Annotated in this window: 22 protein-coding genes; 13 read left to right on the top strand and 9 right to left on the bottom strand. The window is 34.1% G+C overall.

What is annotated here, in order from left to right:
• Window positions 1–35 precede the first annotated feature (35 nt).
• From G551_RS0103030 to yaaA, 3 genes are all read left to right on the top strand, one after another.
• Window positions 36–605 (top strand): PASTA domain-containing protein, encoded by a 570-nt coding sequence (locus tag G551_RS0103030; protein WP_027884182.1) that lies wholly within the window; start codon window positions 36–38, stop codon window positions 603–605.
• An 8-nt stretch (window positions 606–613) separates the two neighbouring features.
• Window positions 614–1,660: an RluA family pseudouridine synthase gene (locus tag G551_RS0103025; RefSeq protein WP_027884181.1), complete on the top strand. Its 1,047-nt coding sequence runs from the start codon at window positions 614–616 to the stop codon at window positions 1,658–1,660.
• Between the two features lie 273 nt (window positions 1,661–1,933).
• Window positions 1,934–2,695, top strand: a complete 762-nt coding sequence (gene yaaA, locus G551_RS0103020) for a peroxide stress protein YaaA (RefSeq protein ID WP_027884180.1) — start codon at window positions 1,934–1,936, stop codon at window positions 2,693–2,695.
• Between the two features lie 245 nt (window positions 2,696–2,940).
• Here the strand turns inward: yaaA and G551_RS0103010 are convergent, their stop codons facing one another.
• The 3 genes from G551_RS0103010 to G551_RS0103000 form a co-directional block, all read right to left on the bottom strand.
• A complete protein-coding gene (locus tag G551_RS0103010) occupies window positions 2,941–3,291 on the bottom strand; it encodes a hypothetical protein (RefSeq protein WP_027884179.1) in 351 nt (116 codons plus the stop codon).
• A gap of 154 nt (window positions 3,292–3,445) precedes the next feature.
• Window positions 3,446–4,171 (bottom strand): hypothetical protein, encoded by a 726-nt coding sequence (locus G551_RS0103005; protein WP_027884178.1) that lies wholly within the window; start codon window positions 4,169–4,171, stop codon window positions 3,446–3,448.
• A 204-nt stretch (window positions 4,172–4,375) separates the two neighbouring features.
• Window positions 4,376–6,019, bottom strand: coding sequence for an acyl-CoA carboxylase subunit beta (locus G551_RS0103000; protein WP_027884177.1), 1,644 nt, complete (start codon window positions 6,017–6,019; stop codon window positions 4,376–4,378).
• 307 nt (window positions 6,020–6,326) lie between these two features.
• Here G551_RS0103000 and G551_RS16640 point away from each other — a divergent pair, with 307 nt between their 5' ends.
• From G551_RS16640 to ettA, 3 genes are all read left to right on the top strand, one after another.
• On the top strand, window positions 6,327–6,503 hold the full coding sequence (locus tag G551_RS16640) for a CAL67264 family membrane protein (RefSeq protein ID WP_169558806.1): 177 nt from the start codon (window positions 6,327–6,329) through the stop codon (window positions 6,501–6,503).
• 57 nt (window positions 6,504–6,560) lie between these two features.
• The gene (locus G551_RS0102990; RefSeq protein ID WP_036243216.1) at window positions 6,561–7,019 is read left to right on the top strand and encodes a DinB family protein; all 459 of its coding nucleotides are present in this window, start codon (window positions 6,561–6,563) and stop codon (window positions 7,017–7,019) included.
• A 160-nt stretch (window positions 7,020–7,179) separates the two neighbouring features.
• A complete protein-coding gene (ettA, locus tag G551_RS0102985) occupies window positions 7,180–8,871 on the top strand; it encodes an energy-dependent translational throttle protein EttA (RefSeq protein WP_027884175.1) in 1,692 nt (563 codons plus the stop codon).
• Window positions 8,872–8,923: 52 nt separating this feature from the next.
• Here ettA and G551_RS0102980 read toward each other — a convergent pair whose 3' ends face one another.
• Window positions 8,924–9,379: an SRPBCC family protein gene (locus tag G551_RS0102980; protein ID WP_027884174.1), complete on the bottom strand. Its 456-nt coding sequence runs from the start codon at window positions 9,377–9,379 to the stop codon at window positions 8,924–8,926.
• 200 nt (window positions 9,380–9,579) lie between these two features.
• Between G551_RS0102980 and G551_RS0102975 the strand changes: the two genes are divergently transcribed.
• The 5 genes from G551_RS0102975 (at window position 9,580) to G551_RS0102955 (ending at window position 17,308) form a co-directional block, all read left to right on the top strand.
• Complete coding sequence (locus G551_RS0102975) at window positions 9,580–11,511, top strand: peptidylprolyl isomerase (protein ID WP_027884173.1); 1,932 nt, start codon at window positions 9,580–9,582, stop codon at window positions 11,509–11,511.
• The gene (locus tag G551_RS0102970; RefSeq protein WP_156876746.1) at window positions 11,504–12,364 is read left to right on the top strand and encodes a peptidyl-prolyl cis-trans isomerase; all 861 of its coding nucleotides are present in this window, start codon (window positions 11,504–11,506) and stop codon (window positions 12,362–12,364) included. The genes G551_RS0102975 and G551_RS0102970 overlap by 8 nt, the downstream gene beginning before the upstream one ends.
• The gene (locus G551_RS0102965) at window positions 12,348–13,790 is read left to right on the top strand and encodes a peptidylprolyl isomerase (RefSeq protein WP_229797302.1); all 1,443 of its coding nucleotides are present in this window, start codon (window positions 12,348–12,350) and stop codon (window positions 13,788–13,790) included. The genes G551_RS0102970 and G551_RS0102965 overlap by 17 nt, the downstream gene beginning before the upstream one ends.
• Before the next feature lie 13 nt (window positions 13,791–13,803).
• Entirely contained in the window at window positions 13,804–14,757 is a 954-nt protein-coding gene (locus tag G551_RS0102960; RefSeq protein ID WP_027884170.1) for an AAA family ATPase, read from the top strand.
• 286 nt (window positions 14,758–15,043) lie between these two features.
• The gene (locus tag G551_RS0102955) at window positions 15,044–17,308 is read left to right on the top strand and encodes an aconitate hydratase (protein WP_027884169.1); all 2,265 of its coding nucleotides are present in this window, start codon (window positions 15,044–15,046) and stop codon (window positions 17,306–17,308) included.
• Between the two features lie 73 nt (window positions 17,309–17,381).
• Here the strand turns inward: G551_RS0102955 and G551_RS0102950 are convergent, their stop codons facing one another.
• The 4 genes from G551_RS0102950 to G551_RS0102935 form a co-directional block, all read right to left on the bottom strand.
• Window positions 17,382–18,227 (bottom strand): SdiA-regulated domain-containing protein, encoded by an 846-nt coding sequence (locus G551_RS0102950; RefSeq protein WP_027884168.1) that lies wholly within the window; start codon window positions 18,225–18,227, stop codon window positions 17,382–17,384.
• Window positions 18,228–18,239: 12 nt separating this feature from the next.
• The gene (locus G551_RS0102945) at window positions 18,240–18,683 is read right to left on the bottom strand and encodes a PepSY-like domain-containing protein (RefSeq protein ID WP_156876745.1); all 444 of its coding nucleotides are present in this window, start codon (window positions 18,681–18,683) and stop codon (window positions 18,240–18,242) included.
• Between the two features lie 87 nt (window positions 18,684–18,770).
• On the bottom strand, window positions 18,771–20,033 hold the full coding sequence (locus tag G551_RS0102940; protein ID WP_027884166.1) for a sensor histidine kinase: 1,263 nt from the start codon (window positions 20,031–20,033) through the stop codon (window positions 18,771–18,773).
• Complete coding sequence (locus G551_RS0102935; RefSeq protein ID WP_027884165.1) at window positions 20,030–20,707, bottom strand: response regulator transcription factor; 678 nt, start codon at window positions 20,705–20,707, stop codon at window positions 20,030–20,032. Before G551_RS0102935 ends, G551_RS0102940 begins: the two co-directional genes overlap by 4 nt.
• A 129-nt stretch (window positions 20,708–20,836) precedes the next feature.
• On the opposite strand from G551_RS0102935, the gene G551_RS0102930 reads away from it, so the two are divergent.
• Entirely contained in the window at window positions 20,837–21,271 is a 435-nt protein-coding gene (locus G551_RS0102930; protein ID WP_027884164.1) for a PepSY-like domain-containing protein, read from the top strand.
• A gap of 66 nt (window positions 21,272–21,337) precedes the next feature.
• Here the strand turns inward: G551_RS0102930 and G551_RS0102925 are convergent, their stop codons facing one another.
• Window positions 21,338–22,180, bottom strand: a complete 843-nt coding sequence (locus tag G551_RS0102925; protein ID WP_027884163.1) for an aldo/keto reductase — start codon at window positions 22,178–22,180, stop codon at window positions 21,338–21,340.
• 116 nt (window positions 22,181–22,296) lie between these two features.
• On the opposite strand from G551_RS0102925, the gene G551_RS0102920 reads away from it, so the two are divergent.
• Window positions 22,297–22,857 (top strand): TlpA family protein disulfide reductase, encoded by a 561-nt coding sequence (locus G551_RS0102920; RefSeq protein WP_027884162.1) that lies wholly within the window; start codon window positions 22,297–22,299, stop codon window positions 22,855–22,857.
• The last annotated feature ends 7 nt before the right edge of the window (window positions 22,858–22,864 follow it).

Genomic DNA, 22,864 nt, shown 5'->3' with positions numbered 1-22,864 from the left:
TTTTTATATCTTTGTGCAATAATTTATCAATAATAATGAGCTTTTTTAAATTCATTTTCAGCAAGACATTTCTAATTCAAATTGGTATCGCTATTGTTGTGATCGTTGTGTTAGTTTTGGGAGCCATGCAATGGCTAGACAGTACCACTAATCACGACCAACGAATAGAAGTGCCCGATTTATCGAGATTGTCGTTAGATATCGTCGATAAAAAATTAGAAGAGATGGATTTAAGAAAAGTGATCTTAGATTCTGCTAATTATAATCCAGATTTTCCTAAATATTCGGTGATCGAGCAAACGCCTGAAGCCGGACAATATGTAAAAGAAAATCGAAAAATTTATATTAAGCTCAATCCTTCAGACTATCCAAAACTGGAGATTCCCGAATTTGAAAGAATTACCAAACGCCAGATCGAATCGAAATTATTATCCTTAGGTTTTGAAATTGGCGAAATTTCTTTTAAACCCGATTTTGCAGAAAATGTAGTATTAGAATTATCTTATAAAGGCAAACCTCTAAAAGCCGGTGATAAAGTGAGAAAAACTGCTAAGATCGATATGGTTTTAGGAGACGGAACTCAAAATTATAATAGTGTAGAGTAGTTGAATATATGATCGAAGAAGGAAAAATAGAAGAAGATAACGGCAGCGACGATTTATACGAACATTATAGTTTTACCGCATCTAAAGGACAAGAACCTTTAAGAGTAGATAAATTTTTAATGAATTTTGTGGAGAATGCGACTCGAAATAAAGTTCAGCAAGCCGCTAAAAACGGAAATGTATTTGTAAACGGAAACACCGTAAAACAAAACTACCGCGTAAAAGCCGGCGATGAGGTAAAGGTGCTTTTTGAGCATCCGCCGTATGAATATTTGTTGACGCCAGAAGATATTCCGTTAGATGTAGTTTACGAAGATGATGCGCTTTTAGTCGTTAATAAACCGGCAGGAATGGTGGTGCATCCCGGTCACGGTAATTATTCGGGAACGCTAATTAATGCGTTAGTTTATCATTTTGAGAATTTACCGAATAACAGTAGCGAACGTCCCGGTTTGGTACATCGAATCGATAAAGATACCAGCGGACTCCTAGTTGTCGCCAAAACCGAAAACGCGATGACGCACCTTACGCAGCAATTTTTTCATAAAACCAGCGAGCGTGAATATGTCGCTTTGGTTTGGGGAAATGTAGAAGATGATGAAGGCACGATCGAAGGCAATATTGGTAGGAACCCAAAAAATCGTTTGCAAAATATCGTGTTTGAAGGTGATGAAGCCGAAAACGGAAAACCTGCCGTTACGCACTACAAAGTTTTAGAACGATTTGGATATGTTACTTTGGTTTCTTGTAAGTTAGAAACAGGGAGAACGCACCAAATTCGTGTGCATATGAAATATATTGGCCATACGCTTTTTAATGATGAACGTTATGGCGGTGAAAAAATCTTAAAAGGAACCTCTTTTACCAAGTACAAACAATTTGTAGATAATTGTTTTAAAGTATTGCCGCGTCAAGCATTACACGCAAAAACATTAGGTTTTGAACACCCAACCACCAAAAAATGGATGAGCTTTAATACCGATATTCCAGATGATATTCAGCAGTGTATCGAGAAGTGGCGCAACTATGCAAAAAACCAAAAAGAAGTATTGTAAAATGCTTCTTTTTTAATTTTACTAACCACTAACCACTAACCACTAACCACTAACCACTAACCACTAACCACTAACCACTAATCTGGGCAATACCCTCCGTAAACTTCGGGTCGGGCTATTCGCGCTACACGGTAGCTTGCTACTATCCCTATTGCAAAAAAATTCAGCGAAAATTAATGTGATAGTTTTTGATAATGATTTGATTGTTAAAAATCACGAAAATCGATAGGCTTTTGCTATCAATAATTTTATTTTTACTTCAAAATTAAATTGATGAAAATAGTAGTTTCACCTGCAAAATCTTTAGATCAAGAAAGTAAATTACCAACTACTCGTGGTACACAACCTAAGTTTGTAGAACAGGCTGCAAAAATAAATCGAAAATTAGCCAGAATGTCGAAGAAAGAGATTTTTGAGCTTATGGGAATCAGCGATAAGTTAGCCGATTTAAATTACACTCGTTACCAAGAATTTGAAGAAGAGCATACTAAGAAAAATTCACGCCCCGCAGCTTACATGTTTGCAGGTGATGTTTATACCGGTTTAGACGCTTATACTATCGAAGAAAGCAAGATCGATTTATTACAAAATACACTAAGAATTTTATCGGGAATGTATGGTATTTTGCGTCCGTTAGATTTAATTCAACCCTATCGATTAGAAATGGGAACCAAGCTTTCTATCGAAACTCATGAAAATCTCTATGAAGTTTGGCAAGAGCAAGTAACTCAATCATTAAATGATGAGCTAGAAGATGATGAACTTTTTATAAACCTTGCCAGTAACGAATATTTTAAAGCGGTCAATAAAAAGAATTTAAAAGCAGAAGTGATTTCTCCGGTATTTAAAGACTTTAAAAATGGTAAATTAAAAATTATCAGTTTTTATGCTAAAAAAGCAAGAGGTTCAATGTCTAGATATATTATCGATACCAATGCTAAAACCTTAAATGATCTTAAAGGTTTCGATTATGATGGTTATAAATTTAGTGAAGAACATACTCAAAAAGAAAACGAACCTGTTTTTATTAGGTAGTTGTAAGTTAGATTAATAATTTAAGGTAGGTCCTATAGATCTATTAGAAATTAAAGGCTTTTATTCTTTGTATGAAATTCAGAAAGGCTATCCGTTAACAGTTTATGTACATAAAGATGATGAAGATATTAGTTTTTGCGGTCCAATAGGATTAGTTGATGAATTAAATAAGAAAGAAAAGCAATTTCTAGAGAAACACTTTCAAGAGGAAATGAATAAATAAAAATAGAGTTAGCAAACATATCCTAATATCCTAACTCTTTTTTATTAGATAATGCATTGGCCTTATTCACGAAGAAGGAAGCACGATCTTCATAATAATCTGAATGTAATGCTTCATTCAATACATCGATGGCTTCATCATTTTTATCATTATTTAATAAGAAGTAAGATTTGGTTACACTCAATGCGTGGTATAATGAATCGTTTTTGTTGACTTTATTAAACAATTCAAGCGCTTCATCAACATTGCCTTCTTCAGCTAAAACAAAGCCTTCGGTAATAATTTCTTCTGTATCAATATATTCAACCTTTTCTTGACTAAAGGTGTAAAGTGAAGACAATAAAATTGTCGACGCAAGTAGAGTTTTTCTCATAAGTAGTAGTTGAGGTTAACGGCTACTAATATATTAAAATGTTATAGAATTCTTAATTTTTTAAAGATTTTTTTAATACGTTACAGATCTAAAAAAAAGCGATGCTGAATTCAGCATCGCTTTTTTAGTTTATAATAAAGACCAGATTTATAGGTTACCTGTAAGTGTAAGTTACTTCAGTAACATCGGTACTTTCTGTAGAAGTGGCTGTAATTATAGCAGCGATAGGATAATTATCACTATTATATGTATAATCTATGTGGACTTCGTATTGAGTTAATCCTTCGGCATTCTCAAAGATCATACTAGTAATGTTGTTATAAGGAAGAAGGTTTCTTGCTTTGATAATTTCTTCAGCTTGCAAACCGAAATTCAAGTCAACACTGTCTAAAACATCTAAAATTCCGGCAGCCTTCAATGTATAAAAATAAGCGCTTGGGTTAGTGTCGTAAGTAATTGTTCCATATAAAGTTTGTTCAGGATAGCTGGTGTCATCAATAACTTCAATATTTTCAACATTTCCGTTGTCGTAGTAAGATATAATTTGCCCTACTTCAAATGCATCGTAAGGAGCCTGGTACAATTCACTCATACTTATGGTTTCGTTATTATCGGTATAAGAATTTAGATCTCCAGATTCTTGGTAATTTAAAAAGACCGCACCATCAGAATTATTTCCGCTAGTAACTTTGCCATCTTGGTCATAATTAATATTTACGGTTTCTGTACCTTCGTTATTAGGTAATTCAATTACAATCTTTTCTAAGTAAAGTTCTGCAGCGTCTTCATTTACTTCTTCAAATTCATCTTCAGTAGAGTCTGAACAAGAAAAGAATAGCATCGAAAAGCTTAAAAGGTAAATTGTGTAAAATTTTTTCATAATAAATCTTGTTAAAAAATGATGCCAAATATATTATAAGTATTTGTATTTATCTTACGGTTACCCGTAAATATTTTATAGAACTCTCAATGAATAATAAATCACTAAAATGAAAATTTTAGGCTTATCATTAATCAAAAACAAAAACCGCCATTTTTCGTGAGAAAAATGGCGGTTATATCTAAAATTTTTTTCAATCGAATATTAAGTCTGGATCACTCCTAAATTAAAATCTTTAGTGATCGGAGCGTGGTTGGCAGCTTCTATTCCGGTTGAAATCCATTTCCGGGTATCCAATGGGTCGATCACGGCATCGGTCCAAATACGTGCTGCTGCGTAATACGGACTTATTTGCTTATCGTAATCTGCTTTAATTTTATCGTAAAGTTCTTTTTCTTTCTCTTCCGTAATTTCTTCTCCTTTTTTCTTCAAAGCCGCAGTTTCAATCTGGAGTAAAACTTTTGCAGCAGAATTTCCGCTCATTACCGCTAATTCAGCGGTTGGCCAAGCCACAATTAATCTCGGGTCGTAGGCTTTTCCGCACATCGCATAATTTCCGGCTCCGTAAGAATTCCCTACCACAACTGTGAATTTAGGAACAACTGAATTACTCACCGCATTCACCATTTTTGCACCATCTTTAATAATACCACCGTGTTCACTTTTACTTCCTACCATAAAACCAGTCACATCTTGTAAAAACACTAACGGAATTTTCTTTTGGTTACAATTGGCAATAAATCGAGTAGCTTTATCTGCCGAATCAGAATAAATTACTCCGCCAAACTGCATTTCAGTAGGTTTAGTTTTTGCAGCGGTGGTTTTTACGATTTTACGTTGGTTGGCAACAATCCCGACAGCCCAACCATCAATTCTGGCATAACCTGTAATTATAGTTTGCCCATAACCGGCTTTATACTCTTCAAATTCAGAATTATCAATCAAACGATTAATAATTTCCATCATATCGTATTGGTCACTTCTTTTAGCGGGTAAATGACCAAAAATCTCTTTCGGATCTAATTTTGGTTTCGCCGTCTTTTTTCGGTTAAAACCGGCAGTATCTGCATCACCGATTTTATCCATAATATTTTTAATCTTGGTGAGCGCATCTTTATCATCTTCGGCCTTATAATCGGTTACGCCGCTTACTTCACAATGCGTTGTGGCTCCGCCCAAAGATTCATTATCAATACTTTCTCCAATGGCAGCTTTTACCAAATAACTTCCTGCCAAGAAAATACTTCCTGTTTTTTCAACGATCAAAGCCTCGTCGCTCATGATCGGTAAATACGCACCGCCGGCAACACAACTTCCCATCACGGCAGCAATTTGAGTGATTCCCATGCTGCTCATTACCGCGTTATTTCTAAAAATTCTTCCGAAATGCTCTTTGTCCGGAAAAATTTCATCTTGCATTGGCAGGTAAACACCGGCGCTATCTACCAAGTAAATAATCGGTAATTTATTTTCGATCGAGATTTCTTGCGCACGTAGATTTTTCTTTCCGGTAATCGGGAACCAAGCTCCGGCTTTTACCGTAGCATCATTCGCCACCACGATTACCTGTTTACCAGAAACCTTACCAATTTTTACCACCACGCCCCCACTAGGGCAACCGCCGTGTTCTTGGTACATTCCGTCGCCGGCAAAAGCACCAATTTCTACAGCATCTTCAGGATTGTCCAGTAAGAAATTAATACGCTCGCGTGCGGTCATTTTGCCTTTTGCGTGGTGTTTTTCAATGCGTTTTTCGCCACCGCCTAATTTTACTTTGGCGAGCCTGCTGCGCAAATCTGAAACTAATAATTTATTATGATCTTCGTTTTTGTTGAATTTTAAATCCATTCACTAATATTTTTAGGGCGTGTCCCTAACGGGTCGGGCTTTCGCTACTCGCTTTTTTATTTTATTTAAAATAAAAAGAGCTTAAACATGCCGCTCAATCCCTCACGCTTTTCTATTTTTGGTAACGAAAATACAAAAAGCTTATCATTTTTATAACTAAATTTTAAAGCAAAAAGTGAGAAATTTATAAAAATGAAGAGTAAAAGCTGAGATTTAATTTCAATTTCTTAATAAAGAAGAAAACTATTAATAATATTATAAATTTGTAATTGCTTTTTGTAAGACCTTAAACAAGATAAATATGAGTATGAATAAAAACACAGTGTTGGCTTGGGCCACATTTATAATGATAATTGTAGGTTTAGGTTTAATTGCACTTGCGGCATTTAAATATAGAGAAATAGCCGGTTATGGTTTTGGTGCGGTAGGTGTTGGTTTTTTAGCAGTCGCTTGGGTTTTTAACGCCTTAAAAGGAAGAGTATAATCATATAGCGTTTATTACTAAATAATAACTATAAATCGATCACCCAGAATTATATATATGAAAGAACAACTCATTAGACACTTAGAAGGAGGAGAGGCTTTTACACCTTTAGATCAAATTCTAGAAGAAGTAGAATACGATCAACTAGGAGTGAGGCCCGATGGATTACCTTATTCGTTTTACGAGTTGTTTTATCACATAGTTTTTGCCCAACAAGATATTCTAAATTACATTTTAGATGAAGATTACTTGGCACCACAATGGCCAGATGGTTATTGGTGTAAAGTACAATGCCCAAAAAATGAGCAAGCTTGGCAAGATTTAAAAAATAAGTTTTTTAAAGAACGAAAGGAGCTTATCGAGCTCATCGAAAGACCGGAAACTAATTTAAATACCACGATTAAAAATAGTAAAGAGCATACGCTTTTTAGAGAAATTATGCTTATTGTAGAGCATAATGCTTACCATACCGGTCAGTTATTAGTAGTGCTTAGACTACTAGATCTATATTCTTAAGAAAATAGAATTTCGGTTATTCTAAATTTGTATTTTTGCGTTAGCGATAGTAGCGGCATCCTTTTTTTGCTTTTATAAGTCGCAAAAAAAGATATAGCGAATAGCGCGGTGCGCAGCAAACGCCATTTAAAATTTTATAAACTAACAGAAGAAAAGAAATATGTCAGACGATAAGAAAGTGATTTTCTCGATGTCGGGAGTGACAAAAACGTATAAAAACGCAAATACTCCTGTTTTAAAGAACATTTATTTAAGCTTTTTTTACGGAGCTAAAATTGGAATTTTAGGTCTAAATGGTTCCGGTAAATCGACTTTATTAAGAATTATTGCCGGAGAAGAAAAAAACTATCAAGGTGATGTGGTTTTTTCTCAAGGGTATTCGGTAGGTTATTTAGAGCAAGAACCAAAACTTGACGAAGAAAAAACGGTTTTAGAAGTAGTTAAAGAAGGTGTTGCCGGAACGGTTGCTATTTTGGATGAATACAACTCGATCAACGATCAATTTGGCTTACCAGAAGTTTACGAAGATGCCGATAAGATGCAAAAGTTAATGGATCGTCAGGCGCAATTGCAAGATGAGATCGATGCTTCTAATGCTTGGGAAATCGATACTAAATTAGAGATTGCTATGGATGCGTTGCGTACTCCGGAAGCCGATAAGAAAATAGGGGTACTTTCTGGTGGTGAGCGTCGTCGTGTGGCACTTTGCCGTTTGTTATTACAAGAACCGGATATTTTATTACTTGATGAGCCTACCAACCACTTAGATGCTGAGTCGGTACATTGGTTAGAGCATCATTTACAACAATATAAAGGAACGGTGATCGCGGTAACGCACGACCGTTATTTCTTAGATAATGTAGCGGGCTGGATTTTAGAATTAGATCGTGGAGAAGGAATCCCATGGAAAGGAAATTACTCTTCTTGGTTAGATCAAAAATCTAAGCGTATGGCGCAAGAGCAAAAAGCAGCTTCTAAACGCCAAAAAACTTTAGAGCGAGAGTTAGAATGGGTTAAAATGGCGCCGAAAGGAAGACAAGCTAAACAAAAAGCACGTTTAAATAATTATGATAAGTTAGCGAGCCAAGACCAAAAACAAATGGATGAAAAGCTAGAAATTTTCATCCCGAATGGTCCGCGTTTAGGTACGAATGTGATCGAGGCGAATGGCGTAAGTAAAGCTTTTGGCGATAAATTATTATATGAAGATTTAAACTTTAAACTTCCGCAAGCAGGTATTGTTGGAATTATTGGTCCGAATGGTGCCGGTAAAACCACTATTTTTAAAATGATCATGGGAGAAGAGCAACCCGATCAAGGAGATTTTAAAGTAGGAGAGACGGCAAAGATCGCGTATGTAGATCAAAGTCATTCAAATATCGATCCTGAAAAAACGATCTGGCAAAACTTTAGCGATGAGCAAGAATTAATTATGATGGGCGGTCGAGAAGTAAATTCTAGAGCTTACTTAAGTAGATTTAACTTTAGCGGTAGCGAGCAGAATAAAAAGGTGAATATGCTTTCTGGTGGTGAGCGTAACCGTCTTCACTTAGCGATGACATTAAAGGAAGAAGGTAACGTTTTATTATTAGATGAGCCTACCAACGATTTAGATGTAAATACGCTTCGAGCTTTAGAAGAAGGTTTAGAGAATTTTGCCGGTTGTGCGGTAGTTATTTCTCACGACCGTTGGTTCTTAGATCGTATTTGTACGCACATTTTAGCTTTTGAAGGTGATTCTCAGGTATATTTCTTTGAAGGTAGCTTCTCTGATTATGAAGAGAATAAAAAGAAACGTTTAGGTGGCGATGTGATGCCAAAACGTATTAAGTATAAAAAGCTTACGAGATAGTTTTAAAATAGAATTCAAACAAAAAATCCCGATCATTTCGATCGGGATTTTTTTATTCGTTTGAAACACTTTCGCCATCTTCAACAAAAGCTTTAAAATCTTTCATATATTTTAGTGATTGCTTTTTAAAAGCCCCGGGCATTAGAAAACCCATCACTTTCATGGCGAAGCTATTAAATAAAAACTCGCATTCAACAATCCATCGTGTTTGGTAAGCGTTGAGTTCTTGAAAATAATTTTGTTGAGTGTTTTGTATACCTTTTGTGTCGTAGGTAGCGTGAAATTCGGTAGGCAATTTCTTTTTAATTACCGTCTGTATCATCGTCATCTCCCGTTTTCCCATCTTGTAATGAAGCTCAATTTTCGAGCCTTCTTCACCGGTATCACCAGAGATAGGAATTGCACCTAATAGTCCGTTTTGCCAATGTTTTAAATTATGGATGTTGTCTAGTTTTTCCAACACCTCTTCTCTAGGTTTATCGATAATTATTTCTGTGGAGTACTTCATTTGTTTACTAGCAGTTGGTCGCTAAAATTAGTAAAAACCACGAGAAATGCTACAATAATTCAAAATCTTACATAAGAACAATATCTATATTACTCTAGAAAAGTGGTTTGTTATACTTAAACTTTCGATATAGCGTTAATTAATTGCTTGTAAAACCTTTATTATTTTTTATTTTTGACCTCTTTTTAAGAAGAAATCACATGAAAAAAATTTCACTTCTTTTATTTTGCTTATTCGCAGTTGGTTTAATTACCGCGCAGCAATCACAAGATGTTTTGTTAACTATCGACGGAAAGCCCGTTTATGCCAAAGAGTTTAAACGCGTGTTCTCTAAAAATCTATCGATTATTGAAGAAGATGAAAAACAAGATGTCGATGAATATTTAGATCTTTTTATCGATTATAAATTAAAGGTGATTGAGGCTGAAGATTTAAAACTCGATACACTTCCTACATTTACCGGAGAATATAATATCTACAAAAAACAATTGGCAAGAAAGTTTATTAACCAAAGTGAAGTTTCTAGTCAGTTGTTAGAAGAAGCTTACGATCGCCTTCAGCAAGAAGTGAACGCTAGTCACATTTTATTCAACCTAGCTGCAGACGCTTCCCCGGAAGATACATTAAAAGTTTATGAGCAAGCGCTAAAAGTTAGAAATGAGATTTTAGCATCAGACAAAGATTTTTCAAGCTTTGCTAAAAAGTACAGTGAAGATCCTTCAGCAAGACAAAATGGTGGCGATTTAGGATGGTTTGGTGTTTTTAATATGGTTTATCCTTTTGAAAGTGGCGCTTACGAAACTGAAGTTGGAGAAATATCTATGCCGGTAAGAAGTAAGTTTGGTTACCATTTAGTAAAAGTGAATGATAAGCGTAAGAATGAAGGAGAAGTAACTGTAGCGCATATTATGATCGAATCTGGTAAAGACGATGAAGCTGCAAAAGAACAGATCGAAAAATTATATACACAACTACAAGAAGGTGCTCAATTTGAAGATTTAGCCAAGCAATACAGCGACGATAAGAACACGGCTGTAAACGGAGGAAAATTAAATACTTTTAAGCGAGGACGATTAAATTCTGAAAAATTTGAAGATGCTGCCTTTTCTTTGAGTGGAGAAGGAGAAATCTCGAAACCTATTCAATCAAAATACGGTTGGCATATTATCAAGTTATTAAAGAAAGATGCTGTTGGTACTTTTGAGCAAGAAAAATTTATCTTAGAAAGAAACATCAAGAAAGATAGTCGTGCACAACTTATTGCTTCAGAAGTGTTGGCGAAAATTAAATCGACTTATAATTTAAAAGAAGACGATTCAGATTTATCGTATTTCAAAAAGAACATCGAGAAAAATATTACTGCAGAACCTTGGGAAGACAGAGAGCTAACTTCTATTCCGCAGAAAGATCTAATCAGCATTAAACAAGAAGGAAAAACATATGCAGATTTTGCCAAATATGTAGCCTCAAGACAAAAACAATCTACAAAATTTAAAAATACAAATGATGCTTTAGAAGCTTGGTACGAAGATTTTAAAGATGGTTTTTATAGAGAGTACCATCGTGAACATTTAGAAGAAGTAGATCAAGAATATGCACACGTGATTGAAGAATATAAAAACGGTCTGTTATTATTCGATTTAATGGAAAAGAAAGTTTGGAATGCCGCTAAAGAAGATTCTATAGCGCTTCAAAACTATTACCAAAAGCATCAATCAGATTTTGTGAGTTCTCCTAAAATTGAAGGAGTAATTGCTTCAGCTTCTAATAAATCGCTACTTAAAAAAGCGCGTAAAGCTTTGAAGAAAAATGAGCTTGAAGAGGTGAAAGAGAACTTTGAAGAGGTGATTTTCAATTCAGGTGAATTTGGTATTAACGATAGCTCATTACCCGAAAATTTTAAAGTGAAAGAAGGAGTTAGTAAGATCTACCAAAATAATGGTACGTATGTTGTTGTGAAGGTGAATGAAGTTGAAAAAGCAGAAACTTTAACTTTTGAAGAATCTAAAGGTCAAGTAATTTCGGCTTATCAAAACGAGTTAGAAGATCGTTGGATTGCTTCTTTACGAGCAAAACATAAGGTAGATGTAAATAAAGCTACGTTAGCAAAACTGAAGAAAGAATTTGAATAAGCTTCACAGCTACATATTAGGAGTTTTTATTACGACAATATTAGTGGGGTGCGATTACTTTCAACCGGAAGATCCGCGAACCCCATTGGCTAGGGTTAATCAAAACTTTTTGTATCAAGAAGATATTAAAAGTATGTTGCCTAGCGATATCTCTTCAGAAGATAGTGCGGTTTTTGTAAATAATTACATTAAAAACTGGGCGACCGAGCAATTATTACTAGATCAAGCCAAACTTAATTTGCCTAACCAGAAGCAAAAAGAATTTGATGCTTTAGTAAAAGATTATCGAAATGAGTTGTATATAGAAGCCTATAAAGATCTAATACTTTCGGGCAAGATCGATACTGTTTTTCAAGAAGAAGAACTTCAAAAATATTATGAAGAGAATACCAATAACTTCAAACTAAATCAAGATCTACTCAAATTTAGATACATCTATTTGAATAAAAAATTTCCGGAGTTCGATAAAATAAAAGCACAGTTTACACGCTTTGATAAAGAAGATCAAATACAATTAGACAAAGAGACTTTAAAATTTAAAGCCTATTCGTTAAACGATTCGGTTTGGGTAAGCGGTAGAGATTTTTTCCGTCAGTTACCTATTCTTAAAGATGAAGAGAGCAAAGATATTTTAAAAGAAGATAAGTTTTTGCAACAAGCAGATTCTTTAGGCGTATATTTGATTAAAATTGAAGAAGTGTTGCTAAGAAATGAAAATGCTCCGTTCGAATATGCAAAGCCAACCATAAAACAAATACTTCTCAATAGAAAGAAAATAAAATTGTCGAAAGATTTTGAAAAAGAGATTACTAAAGATGCACTTAAAAACAATAAATTTGAAATTTACAACTAAATTATACTTACTCGCATTTACATTGGTAACGTTTGTTCAGGCAAATGCCCAAACTACAGAGCAAGATTCAACCTTAACCATTACCGATAAAGATAATATCTCACGTGTTAGCGTTAAGAAAATAGATTCTGTAAAGCCTTTTTCAAGAAGAAAAGCAGATGGTATTGCCGCAGTAATTGGCGATTATCTAATTTTAGATAGTGATATTACCAAAATGCGTGAAGACGCCGAAACTCAAGGTGTTTCTGCTTCAGAAATTACCAATTGCCAGTTAGCCGGTCGTTTAATGGAAAATAAACTTTATGCGCATCATGCTATGCAAGATTCTACCATTGTGGTGAGCGATGCAGAAATTAGTAACATGACAGACCAACAAGTTTCTAGAATGGTAAGCCAGATAGGAAGTATGGAAAAGTTACTTGATTTCTACAGAAAAGAAGATGAGCAAGGCTTACGTGATGAGTTATTCAAGATCAATAAAGAAAGAAGATTAGCCAGCGTGATGCAGGATAAAATTATTGAAGAAGTAGAAATTACTCCGGAAGAAGTGAGAGAATTTTTCAATAGAATTCCTGAAGATGAGCGTCCTAAATTTGGAGACGAAGTAGAAATCGCTCAATTAGTTATTAAGCCGGAAGTTCCTAAAGAAGAAGAAGACAAAGTAGTAGAGCGTTTAAATGAAATGCGAGCAGATATTTTAGACGGAGCTAGTTTTGCAACCAAAGCGGTTCTTTATTCTGAAGACGCTACCAGTTCTCGCGGTGGGCAAATGACGATCACTAGAGAAGACCCACTTGATAAAGATTTTAAACAAGTAGCCTTTAGTTTACGTGCCGGTGAAGTAAGTAAACCTTTTAAGTCTGAATTTGGTTACCATATTATTCAGCTAGATAAAGTACGCGGACAAAAATTAGATATTCGTCATATTATCATAATTCCTAAAGTAACTGAAAAAACAGTTCAAGAGGCAAAAGAAAAAATTGAAGGTATTCGTGAAGAAATTGTAAGCGGAGAAATTACTTTCGATGCTGCTGCTCGTAAATATTCAGATGAAAAAGAAACACGTGGTGACGGTGGTCAATTAATTAATCCGAAATCTGGCGATACTCGTTTTGAATTAACCGATGTAGATCCTTTAATTTATGAGAAAGTGAACAATCTTGAAGAAGATGAAGTTTCCCTAGTTTTAATGGATCAAAACAGAACCGGTCAAAAGTTCTTTAAAATTATTACTTTAACGCAACGTTACCCAGAGCATATCGCAGATTATTCTAAAGATTATACAAAAATTAAAGAATTAGCTTTACGTGAAAAGCAGTTTGAAGCGATAGAGAAGTGGCAAAACGAAAAAATTAAAGAGACTTACATTAAGATCAACGGAGATTATAAAAACTGTGAGTTTAACAGTAACTGGTTAAAAAACTAAACAAAACAATTGTATGTCAGACGTTAAAGCGGTAGAACAATTTGTAAATAAATACGCCGACCTAAAAACCGAAATTTCAAAGAAAATTATTGGTCAAGAAAAAGTAGTAAACGAGATTTTACTATCAATTTTTGCCGGTGGTCACGCGTTACTAATAGGAGTTCCCGGTTTAGCAAAGACATTAATGGTAAATACCATTTCGCAAGCTTTAGGCTTAGATTTTAAGCGTATACAATTTACGCCAGATTTAATGCCGAGTGATATTTTAGGTTCAGAAATTTTAGATGAAAGCAGAAACTTTAAATTTATTAAAGGTCCTGTTTTTTCTAACATCATTTTAGCCGATGAGATTAACCGTACGCCACCAAAAACGCAAGCTGCTTTATTAGAGGCAATGCAAGAAAAATCGGTTACGGTTGCCGGTACCAATTATCAATTGGCGAAACCTTATTTTGTTTTGGCAACACAAAACCCAATTGAGCAAGAAGGTACATATCCGTTACCAGAAGCACAATTAGACCGTTTTATGTTCTCTATCTTTTTACAGTATCCTACGTTTCAAGAGGAAATAGATGTGGTAAAAAGTACAACGGCCGATAAAAATGTGACCATAAATCCTTTATTTACTGCGGAAGAAATCGTGAACTTTCAACAACTTATTAGAAAAATCCCGGTAGCAGATAATGTGATTGAATATGCAGTGAAGTTGGTAGCGAAAACCCGTCCTAATGGTGAATACGCGCCAAATATCGTAAAAGAATTTGTCGATTGGGGAGCAGGGCCAAGAGCTTCTCAAAACTTAATTTTGGCAGCAAAAGCGAACGCAGCTACAAAGGGTAAATTTTCTCCCGATATTGAAGATGTTCAAGCAGTAGCAGAAGGTATTTTGCGCCACCGTATGATTAAAAACTACAAAGCTGAAGCAGAAGGCTTAACCGAAGAGAAAATTATAGCAGAACTTCTGTAATTTTATTTAGACTCAAATCAAATTATATTATTTTTCTATAACGTTATAGATGATTTGTTTAATTACGAATTTTATGAACTATTACGTTTTATGAATATGATAATTTAAATTGTTTAAATTATCAATATGTTAATGTAATTCGCTGTAATCTTATTTTTTCTGAATATAATTAATGAATTTACAATTTCACTGGTTTTTTTTAGGTGTTTATTCCTAAAACGTGATTATTTTCAAAATTCATTAAAAATCTGTATTTTCGCAGACGTTCAAAAAATTAATAAGACCTATGGCATACGATATTGATATGATCAAAAAGGTTTATGCTCAAATGGCAGAGCGTGTAGAAAAAGCACGTGAAGTTGTTGGTAAACCTTTAACCCTTTCAGAAAAAATCCTTTATTCTCACCTTTGGGATGTTGAAGCAGAAAAAGCTTACGAGCGTGGCGCAGACTACGTGAATTTCTCTCCAGACAGAATTGCTTGTCAAGATGCTACCGCACAGATGGCATTACTTCAATTTATGCAAGCCGGTAAACCAAAAGTAGAAGTACCTACAACGGTTCACTGTGATCACTTAATTCAAGCAAAACAAGGAGCTGCAAAAGATTTAAAAAGAGCTAACGAAACCAGTAACGAGGTTTTCGATTTCTTAGGTTCTGTTTCTAACAAATATGGTATTGGTTTCTGGAAACCGGGAGCTGGTATTATTCACCAAGTAGTTTTAGAAAACTATGCTTTCCCAGGAGGAATGATGATTGGTACCGATTCTCACACGGTAAACGCCGGTGGTTTAGGTATGGTTGCAGTAGGTGTTGGTGGTGCAGATGCTGTAGATGTAATGGCAGGAATGCCTTGGGAGCTTAAATTCCCTAAATTAATAGGTGTAAAATTAACCGGAAAACTTAATGGTTGGACGGCTGCAAAAGATGTGATCTTAAAAGTAGCTGGTATTTTAACTGTAAAAGGTGGTACCGGAGCAATTATAGAATATTTTGGCGAAGGCGCAAGATCGATGTCTTGTACCGGTAAAGGAACCATTTGTAATATGGGAGCAGAAGTTGGAGCAACCACTTCTACTTTTGGTTACGATGATTCTATGGAGCGTTTCTTAAGAGCAACAGATCGTAACGATGTGGCAGACGCTGCTAACGAAGTACGTGAGCACTTAACAGGAGACGATGAGGTTTACGCTAACCCAGAGCAATATTTTGATGAGGTAATTGAAATTAACCTTTCAGAATTACGTCCGCACTTAAACGGACCGTTTACTCCAGATTTAGCGACGCCAATTTCAGAAATGCAAGAAAAAGCAAAAGAAAACGATTGGCCAATTAAAGTAGATTGGGGTCTAATTGGTTCTTGTACGAACTCTTCTTACGAAGATTTAACAAGAGCAGCTTCTATTGCGCAACAAGCATTAGACAAAAAATTAAAACCAAAATCAGATTTCGGTATTAACCCGGGTTCTGAGCAAATTCGATTTACTGCAGAGCGTGACGGTTTATTACAGATTTTTGAAGATCTTGACGCAACTGTATTTACAAACGCTTGTGGTCCTTGTATTGGTCAATGGGATCGTAGCGACCGTAAAGATGAAGAGAAAAATACAATTGTACACTCATTTAACCGTAACTTTTCTAAACGTGCAGATGGTAACCCAAATACACACGCATTTGTAGGTTCTCCAGAAATGGTTGCAGCAATCGCAATTTCTGGTCGTTTAGATTTCGATCCTACTCGTGATAAGTTAATGAACGAAGATGGTGAAGAAGTAATGTTAGACGAGCCACAAGGTATCGAATTACCAACTAACGGTTTCGAAGTAGAAGATGCAGGTTATGTAGCTCCTATGGAAGATGGTAGTAGTGTAGAAGTAAAAGTAGCAGAAGACAGTGAACGTTTAGAGTTACTTACACCTTTTGAGCCTTGGGATGGTGAAAATTTATTAGGAGCTAAATTATTAATTAAAGCTCACGGTAAATGTACGACCGACCATATTTCTATGGCCGGACCATGGTTACGTTACAGAGGTCACTTAGATAATATCTCTAACAACTGTTTAATTGGAGCGGTAAACGCTTTCAATATGAAAACAAACTTTGTAAAAAGTCAGTTAACAGGAGAATACGGTGGTGTGCCAGATACACAACGAGAGTATAAAGAAAAAGGAATCCCAACAGTAGTTGTAGGAGATCATAACTACGGTGAAGGATCTTCTCGTGAGCACGCAGCGATGGAGCCAAGACATTTAGGTGTTAAGGTGGTGATCGTAAAATCTTTTGCTCGTATTCACGAAACGAACTTGAAAAAACAAGGAATGTTAGGTTTAACTTTTGCAAATGAAAGCGATTACGATCTAATCCAAGAAGACGATACGTTCAACTTTATCGATCTTGAAGATTTTGCTGAAGGAAAACAACTTACTGTTGAAGTAGTTCACGCAGATGGTACAAAAGATGTGATCAAAACAAATCACACGTACAACTCTAACCAAATTGAATGGTACAAAGAAGGTTCTGCACTTAACTTAATTAAAAAGTTAAACGCATAAGCTATTCTTTTTAGATAAATAAAAACTCCTGCTGAAAAGCAGGAGTTTTTTGTTTATAGTTAAAAATTAAGTTTTAATGAAATTCAACTTCTAGAATGTTAGGTTTTCCTTTTTTACCTTCGTTGGAAATAAAAATTCTATTGTCAGGACTTATGGTAATTCCTTCAGGCTGATAAAACTCGTTTTCATTTAATTGATAAAGCTTTCTAAGGTTTCCTTCTTTATCTGAAATTAAAAACTTAGGTTGAGCCCCGTCTAAGTAATAAATTTCTTCTGCATTATTGGTAAAGGTGAGTGCAGAAGGTCTCATCAGTTTATGAGTTTTCTTTACCGCTAAGTTTTTAAATATTTCATCTTTCAAATCAATTTTATATTTCGGTAAAAATTGAAATTTTTTTGTGACTAGGTCAAAAGCATAGATTCCTTTAAAGGCTTTTTCTTTGTGTTTTTCATCTTTTACCGCAAGTAATAACCGATTATAATCCTTATCTAAGGTTAGGCCTTCTACATTTCGTGAATCGTCGTTAAATGTGGCGTATTCTGTTACAGTGGGAGAAGTAAGATAATTTTCTACTCTAAATAAAATTCCATCACTTCTTAATACATAAGCGTCATTTTCAAAAACAACAATATCTTCATAGTCGCCTTTATTTGCAAAATCTATTTTATTTTCTAGTTGAGAGGTTTTCAGGTTGTAAATAAAAATCGTCCCGTCTTCATCTTGAATGCAGGCAATTTTATTGTTTCCTATCCAAGATATACCGGAAACTTCTTCTAAAATTTCTGGAAGTTCCCAACGATTAACAATGGTATATTCATAATTTTTCTTAGGTTGCTCCCACGTTTTACTGTTAAATGCAAATACCGTTAATCCGATAAGTAAAAAAAGTCCTAGAATAATTTTTAATTCAGTTTTCATAGCTGTTGTTTTTTAATCCCAAACTGGGATATTATTTATTAGATTTCCGTTTTCGTCAAAAAGCTTTTTTACTTCTGTAAAGCTCTGTTCTATTTCTAATTGGTAGTAAGTTTTTTTATTGATGTGTATTTGTTCTATTTTATCTAGCTGATGTAATTCAAAATTATCACTTAGTTTTTTTTGTATTTTTTTTGGAAGTTGGCAATACGAACACTCTTTTTTATACTTTAAAAGTTCTCCTTTTTTATTGAAGACAGCAGTGTGTTCTATAGAAGCCAGTTCAAACTCTGCTTCAAAGTTTTCATTTTTCATTTCCCATTCTAAGGCTTTTGTGCTTTGAAAGTTAGATTGAAAAGTGCTTGCAACAATAGAAGGTACTGTAGTAAAAGCGTGATCATCTTCTTCTTTACAGGATACTAGAAGTAAGAATATGCTTAAGCAATAGAATAATTTCATCGTTTCTGTTTTTAAATCTGATGCTAAATTGCGAAACGAATCTGGAAACAATTTGGAAAAGTAATTTGTAGGACTTTAAAAATTGTTTTAAAACGACACTGTAAATATGTGTTTGTTTTGATATGCGTAGGTAAGCTTCAAGTCATATTTTTCAGCAATTGCTTTGGCGATGGCTAAACCTAACCCTGTTGAGTTTTTACGGGTATTAACTTTATAAAATCTGGAAAATAATTGTTGCTCGTCTAATTTACCAGTTTCAGCTATATTTTCGATATTTATTTTTTCGCCTTCAATAGAAATTTTTACAATTGAATTTAAAGTAGCGTGAACTATCGCATTTTTGATAAGATTGGTAAACAAAATAATAGCCAAATCTTTATTAATGTGTTTTTGAATAAGGTTTTTTCCGACTATACTAATTTCAATATTTCTATGTTTTGCAAAGTCTAAAAAATCATTTACAATTTGATGTATAGTTTCAGTAATATTTAAATTTTCTTCTTCTACAAATTGTTTATTATCGATTTTAGAGAGTAAAAGTAAGGCTTGGTTTAAACGCGTCATTCGCTCCAGATTTTCTAAGACTGAAGCTAATAATTCTATATTTTTTGGTGAAAGTTCCTCTTTTTCTGCAAGTAATTCTAATTTATTCAGGCTAATGGCGAGCGGAGTTTGCAATTCATGAGAAGCATTTTCTATAAATTGCTTTTGAGCCTTATAACTATCTATAGATTTTTGTAATAATTTTTTTATTTGATGGTTGAGTAGTTGAAATTCTTCAATGTTGGTATTTTCGAAATCAATGCCTTGTTCTTTTTCAATATTAAAGTTTTTTAGTTTAGTTAAAACTGAATAAAATGGTTGCCATAAACGCCTTAGAACCCAATTGTTTAACAATAATATACCGACAACTAATCCAATGTAAAGCCATAAAATAGAGTAAAAAAGATCCTCAATCAAATCATCTTCTTCTACCATTGAGGTGATTACTTTTAATTTATAATATTTGCCATCTTGTCTAAATGCTGTTTCTAGAAGTCTAACGGGTTCGTAGTCTTTCTCATTCAGCATATACATTAACGTATCTCGATAAGAATCTTTTACTTCTTTAATTTGTGAGTAGGAGGTTGGATGAATAGTGTAATATCCATCTTCAAAACTAGTTTTATGAAGAATAGATGGTTCTTTTTTGGCTTTATTAATGACAAGAATTTTTTGATTTTCAAGCCCATCGTCTAAGCTATCGTAAATTTCGTCCAGCATCTGAAAATAGAAAATCACGGTAAATATTAAAAGGGCGAATAATAAAATCGCCGCAAAATATTTGGTGGTATAATTCAGTAGTTTCATAAACTTACTAACTTATAGCCAATCCCATAAATAGCTTTTACCTCTATTTGCGCTTGATGATCTTTTAATTTTTTTCTCAGGTTTTTAATTTGAGAATAAATAAAATCAAAACTATCGGTTTGATCAATATGATCGCCCCAAACGTGTTCAGCTAAAGCAGTTTTATTCACCAAGCGGTTTCTGTTAGAAGTAAGGTAAAAAAGAATATCAAATTCTTTTCTATTCAACAATAATTCTTCTCCCTCAATAAAAGCTATTCTGTCTTCTATATTTATCTTTAGGTTTTCAATTTGTATAAAGGTATTGCCTTTCAAATTTCTTCTTCTAAAAACAGCTTTGATTCGTGCATTTAGTTCAGCCATATGAAAAGGTTTTGGCAGATAGTCGTCGGCACCTAAATGAAGCCCTTCCAATTTATCATCTAAAGAGTTTTTGGCAGAAACGATAATTACACCATCTGAAATCCTTCTCTTTTTAAGCTCCTTTAAAATTTCTAATCCGTTTTTACCGGGAAGTGAAATATCTAACAAAATGCAATCATATTCGTAGACACCAATTTTTAGAAATGCCGAATCATAATCGGTAGCAGTTTCTACTAAATAGTCTTCTTTTTCTAAGGTTTGCTTCATATTCTGAAGCATTTCTTCTTCATCTTCTATAATTAAAACTTTCATAGAAATTAAATTTCATACAAAGATACTTTCAAAACTGGAAAGAAATGGGAAAAGTAAACCGATAAAATTATTCCCAATTTATTTCAGATTTGTGTTTTTCTTTTGAAACGAATTAAAAAATATTATACTATGAAAATTTTAAAAAGTTTTATCGTTTTATTAATGGTTGGTTTTACTATGAATGCTCAAGACATAAGTTCTTCTGAAGTACCAACTGCGATTCAATCCCATTTCAACAAAGCATATAAAAACGCAACCGATATTGAATGGGAAAAAGAAATGGATCATTACCAAGTAGAATTTGAAATTGATCGAATGGATTATGAAGTTTGGTACACATCTGATGGGAAGCAAGTAAAACTAGAAAAAGAATTACAACCCAATGAATTACCTAACGTTATAACAACTGCAGTTAAAAAGAAGTATAGCGATTACAGTATTGACGATTGTGAACTTCGTGAAGAAAACGGAAATGTTATTTATTTGTTAGAGTTAGAAAAATGGTTTGATGAAATTGAGGTGATCTACGACGCCAACGCCAAATTACTGAAAGAAATAAAATAGCAATTTAAACTGAAAAAACTCATTGGTAAATAATATCAATGAGTTTTTTTATGATTTAAACTGAAGTTAAACACGATCCGGCCAATGGTTAGGTAACTCACCACTAAAGCCCATTTGCGGTAAGTTATCGATTGTTTTGATGTCTTCAGCATTTAATTGAAAATCAAAAATGTCAAAATTATGTTCGATGCGTTCTGGTGTTGAAGATTTTGGGATTACTAATGCGTTGTGTTCTAAAATCCAGCGTAAGCAAATTTGCGCTACAGATTTGTTGTATTTCTTCGCAATGGCTTTTATTTCTTCACTTTCAAAAACCTTTCCTCGAGCTAAAGGAGACCAAGCTTCAATTAAAATGTTTTTTTCTTTACAATAGCGAGTTAATTCAGGTTGCCAGTATCCGGGATGAAATTCAATTTGATTAATCACTGGTTTAATTTCTGCAGCTTCAAGCAAAGGTTCTAAATGTTCTGGCCAAAAATTGCTAACACCAATATTTTTGATCTTTCCTTCTTTTACTAACTCTTCCATTGCACGCCAGCTATCGTTGTTTGCTTTTTGCCAATTTTCATAGTTTTTAGCGTTTGCCGGCCAGTGGATTAAGTATAAATCGATATAATCGAGATCAAGCTTTGCTAAAGATGTTTCAAAAGCTTTCTTAGTACTTTCATAACCTAAATTTTCTCGCCAAAGCTTAGTAGTGATCATCAGTTCTTCTCGAGCGATGCCACTTTGCTTAATGGCCTTACCGACAGCTTCTTCATTTTCATATTTTGCTGCCGTGTCGATTAAACGATAACCGGTTTCAATGGCTTTTTTTACCGCAGCAATACCTTCATCTTCTTGAGCTTTATAAGTACCAAAGCCAATAGCGGGTATTTTGTTTCCGTTGTTGAGTTGATAATATTTCATAGTTTAATTTTTTCAACTTTATATTACTAAAATTTTTTGGTTTATGGTTAAAATAACATCAGACTTAATAAATAATTAAGACTTAAAATTTACCTAAGTTTTATTACTTTGTATAGATGAAGTTTGTACGAAAACATTGGAGCAATATTTTAATTATTTTGGTAATTATTTTGCTTACCATTCCCCAGACCAGGACAGAAATTCAGATTTTTGTAAATCGATTGTTAGCTTCAACCCCTGCAAAAATTGAAGAGAATAATCAGAAAGAATTAACTTCCTATTATTGGCCTTTAGAAGATCCTTACGGTCGTCGAAAAAATCTTGAGAGTTCTAAAAACAAGGTGATTTTTATGAATTATTGGGCAACTTGGTGTCCGCCGTGTATCGCAGAAATGCCAGATCTAGAAAGGCTTTATCAAAAATACCAAGATCAAGTCGATTTTTATTTTGTGACGAATGATGATCCCGAAAAAGTAAGAAGCTTTATGAAAAAATACGAGTATACTTTTCCGGTATATTTTTCTACCGGTAAAAAACCAGAAAACCTATCTTCTAATTCGTTACCTACAACTTATGTGATCGCTAAAAACGGAAAAATCGTATTTGATAAAACAGGAACGGCCAATTGGAACAGCGACCGTTTTACAAGCGTTTTAGATCATTTAATTGCTGAATAAGTGAAAT

This window comes from Mesonia mobilis DSM 19841 (assembly GCF_000423405.1).
GTDB classification, from domain to species: domain Bacteria; phylum Bacteroidota; class Bacteroidia; order Flavobacteriales; family Flavobacteriaceae; genus Mesonia; species Mesonia mobilis.
The sequence above is the reverse complement of the archived record's forward strand: the minus strand, read 5'-3'. Positions and strand labels throughout refer to the sequence as shown.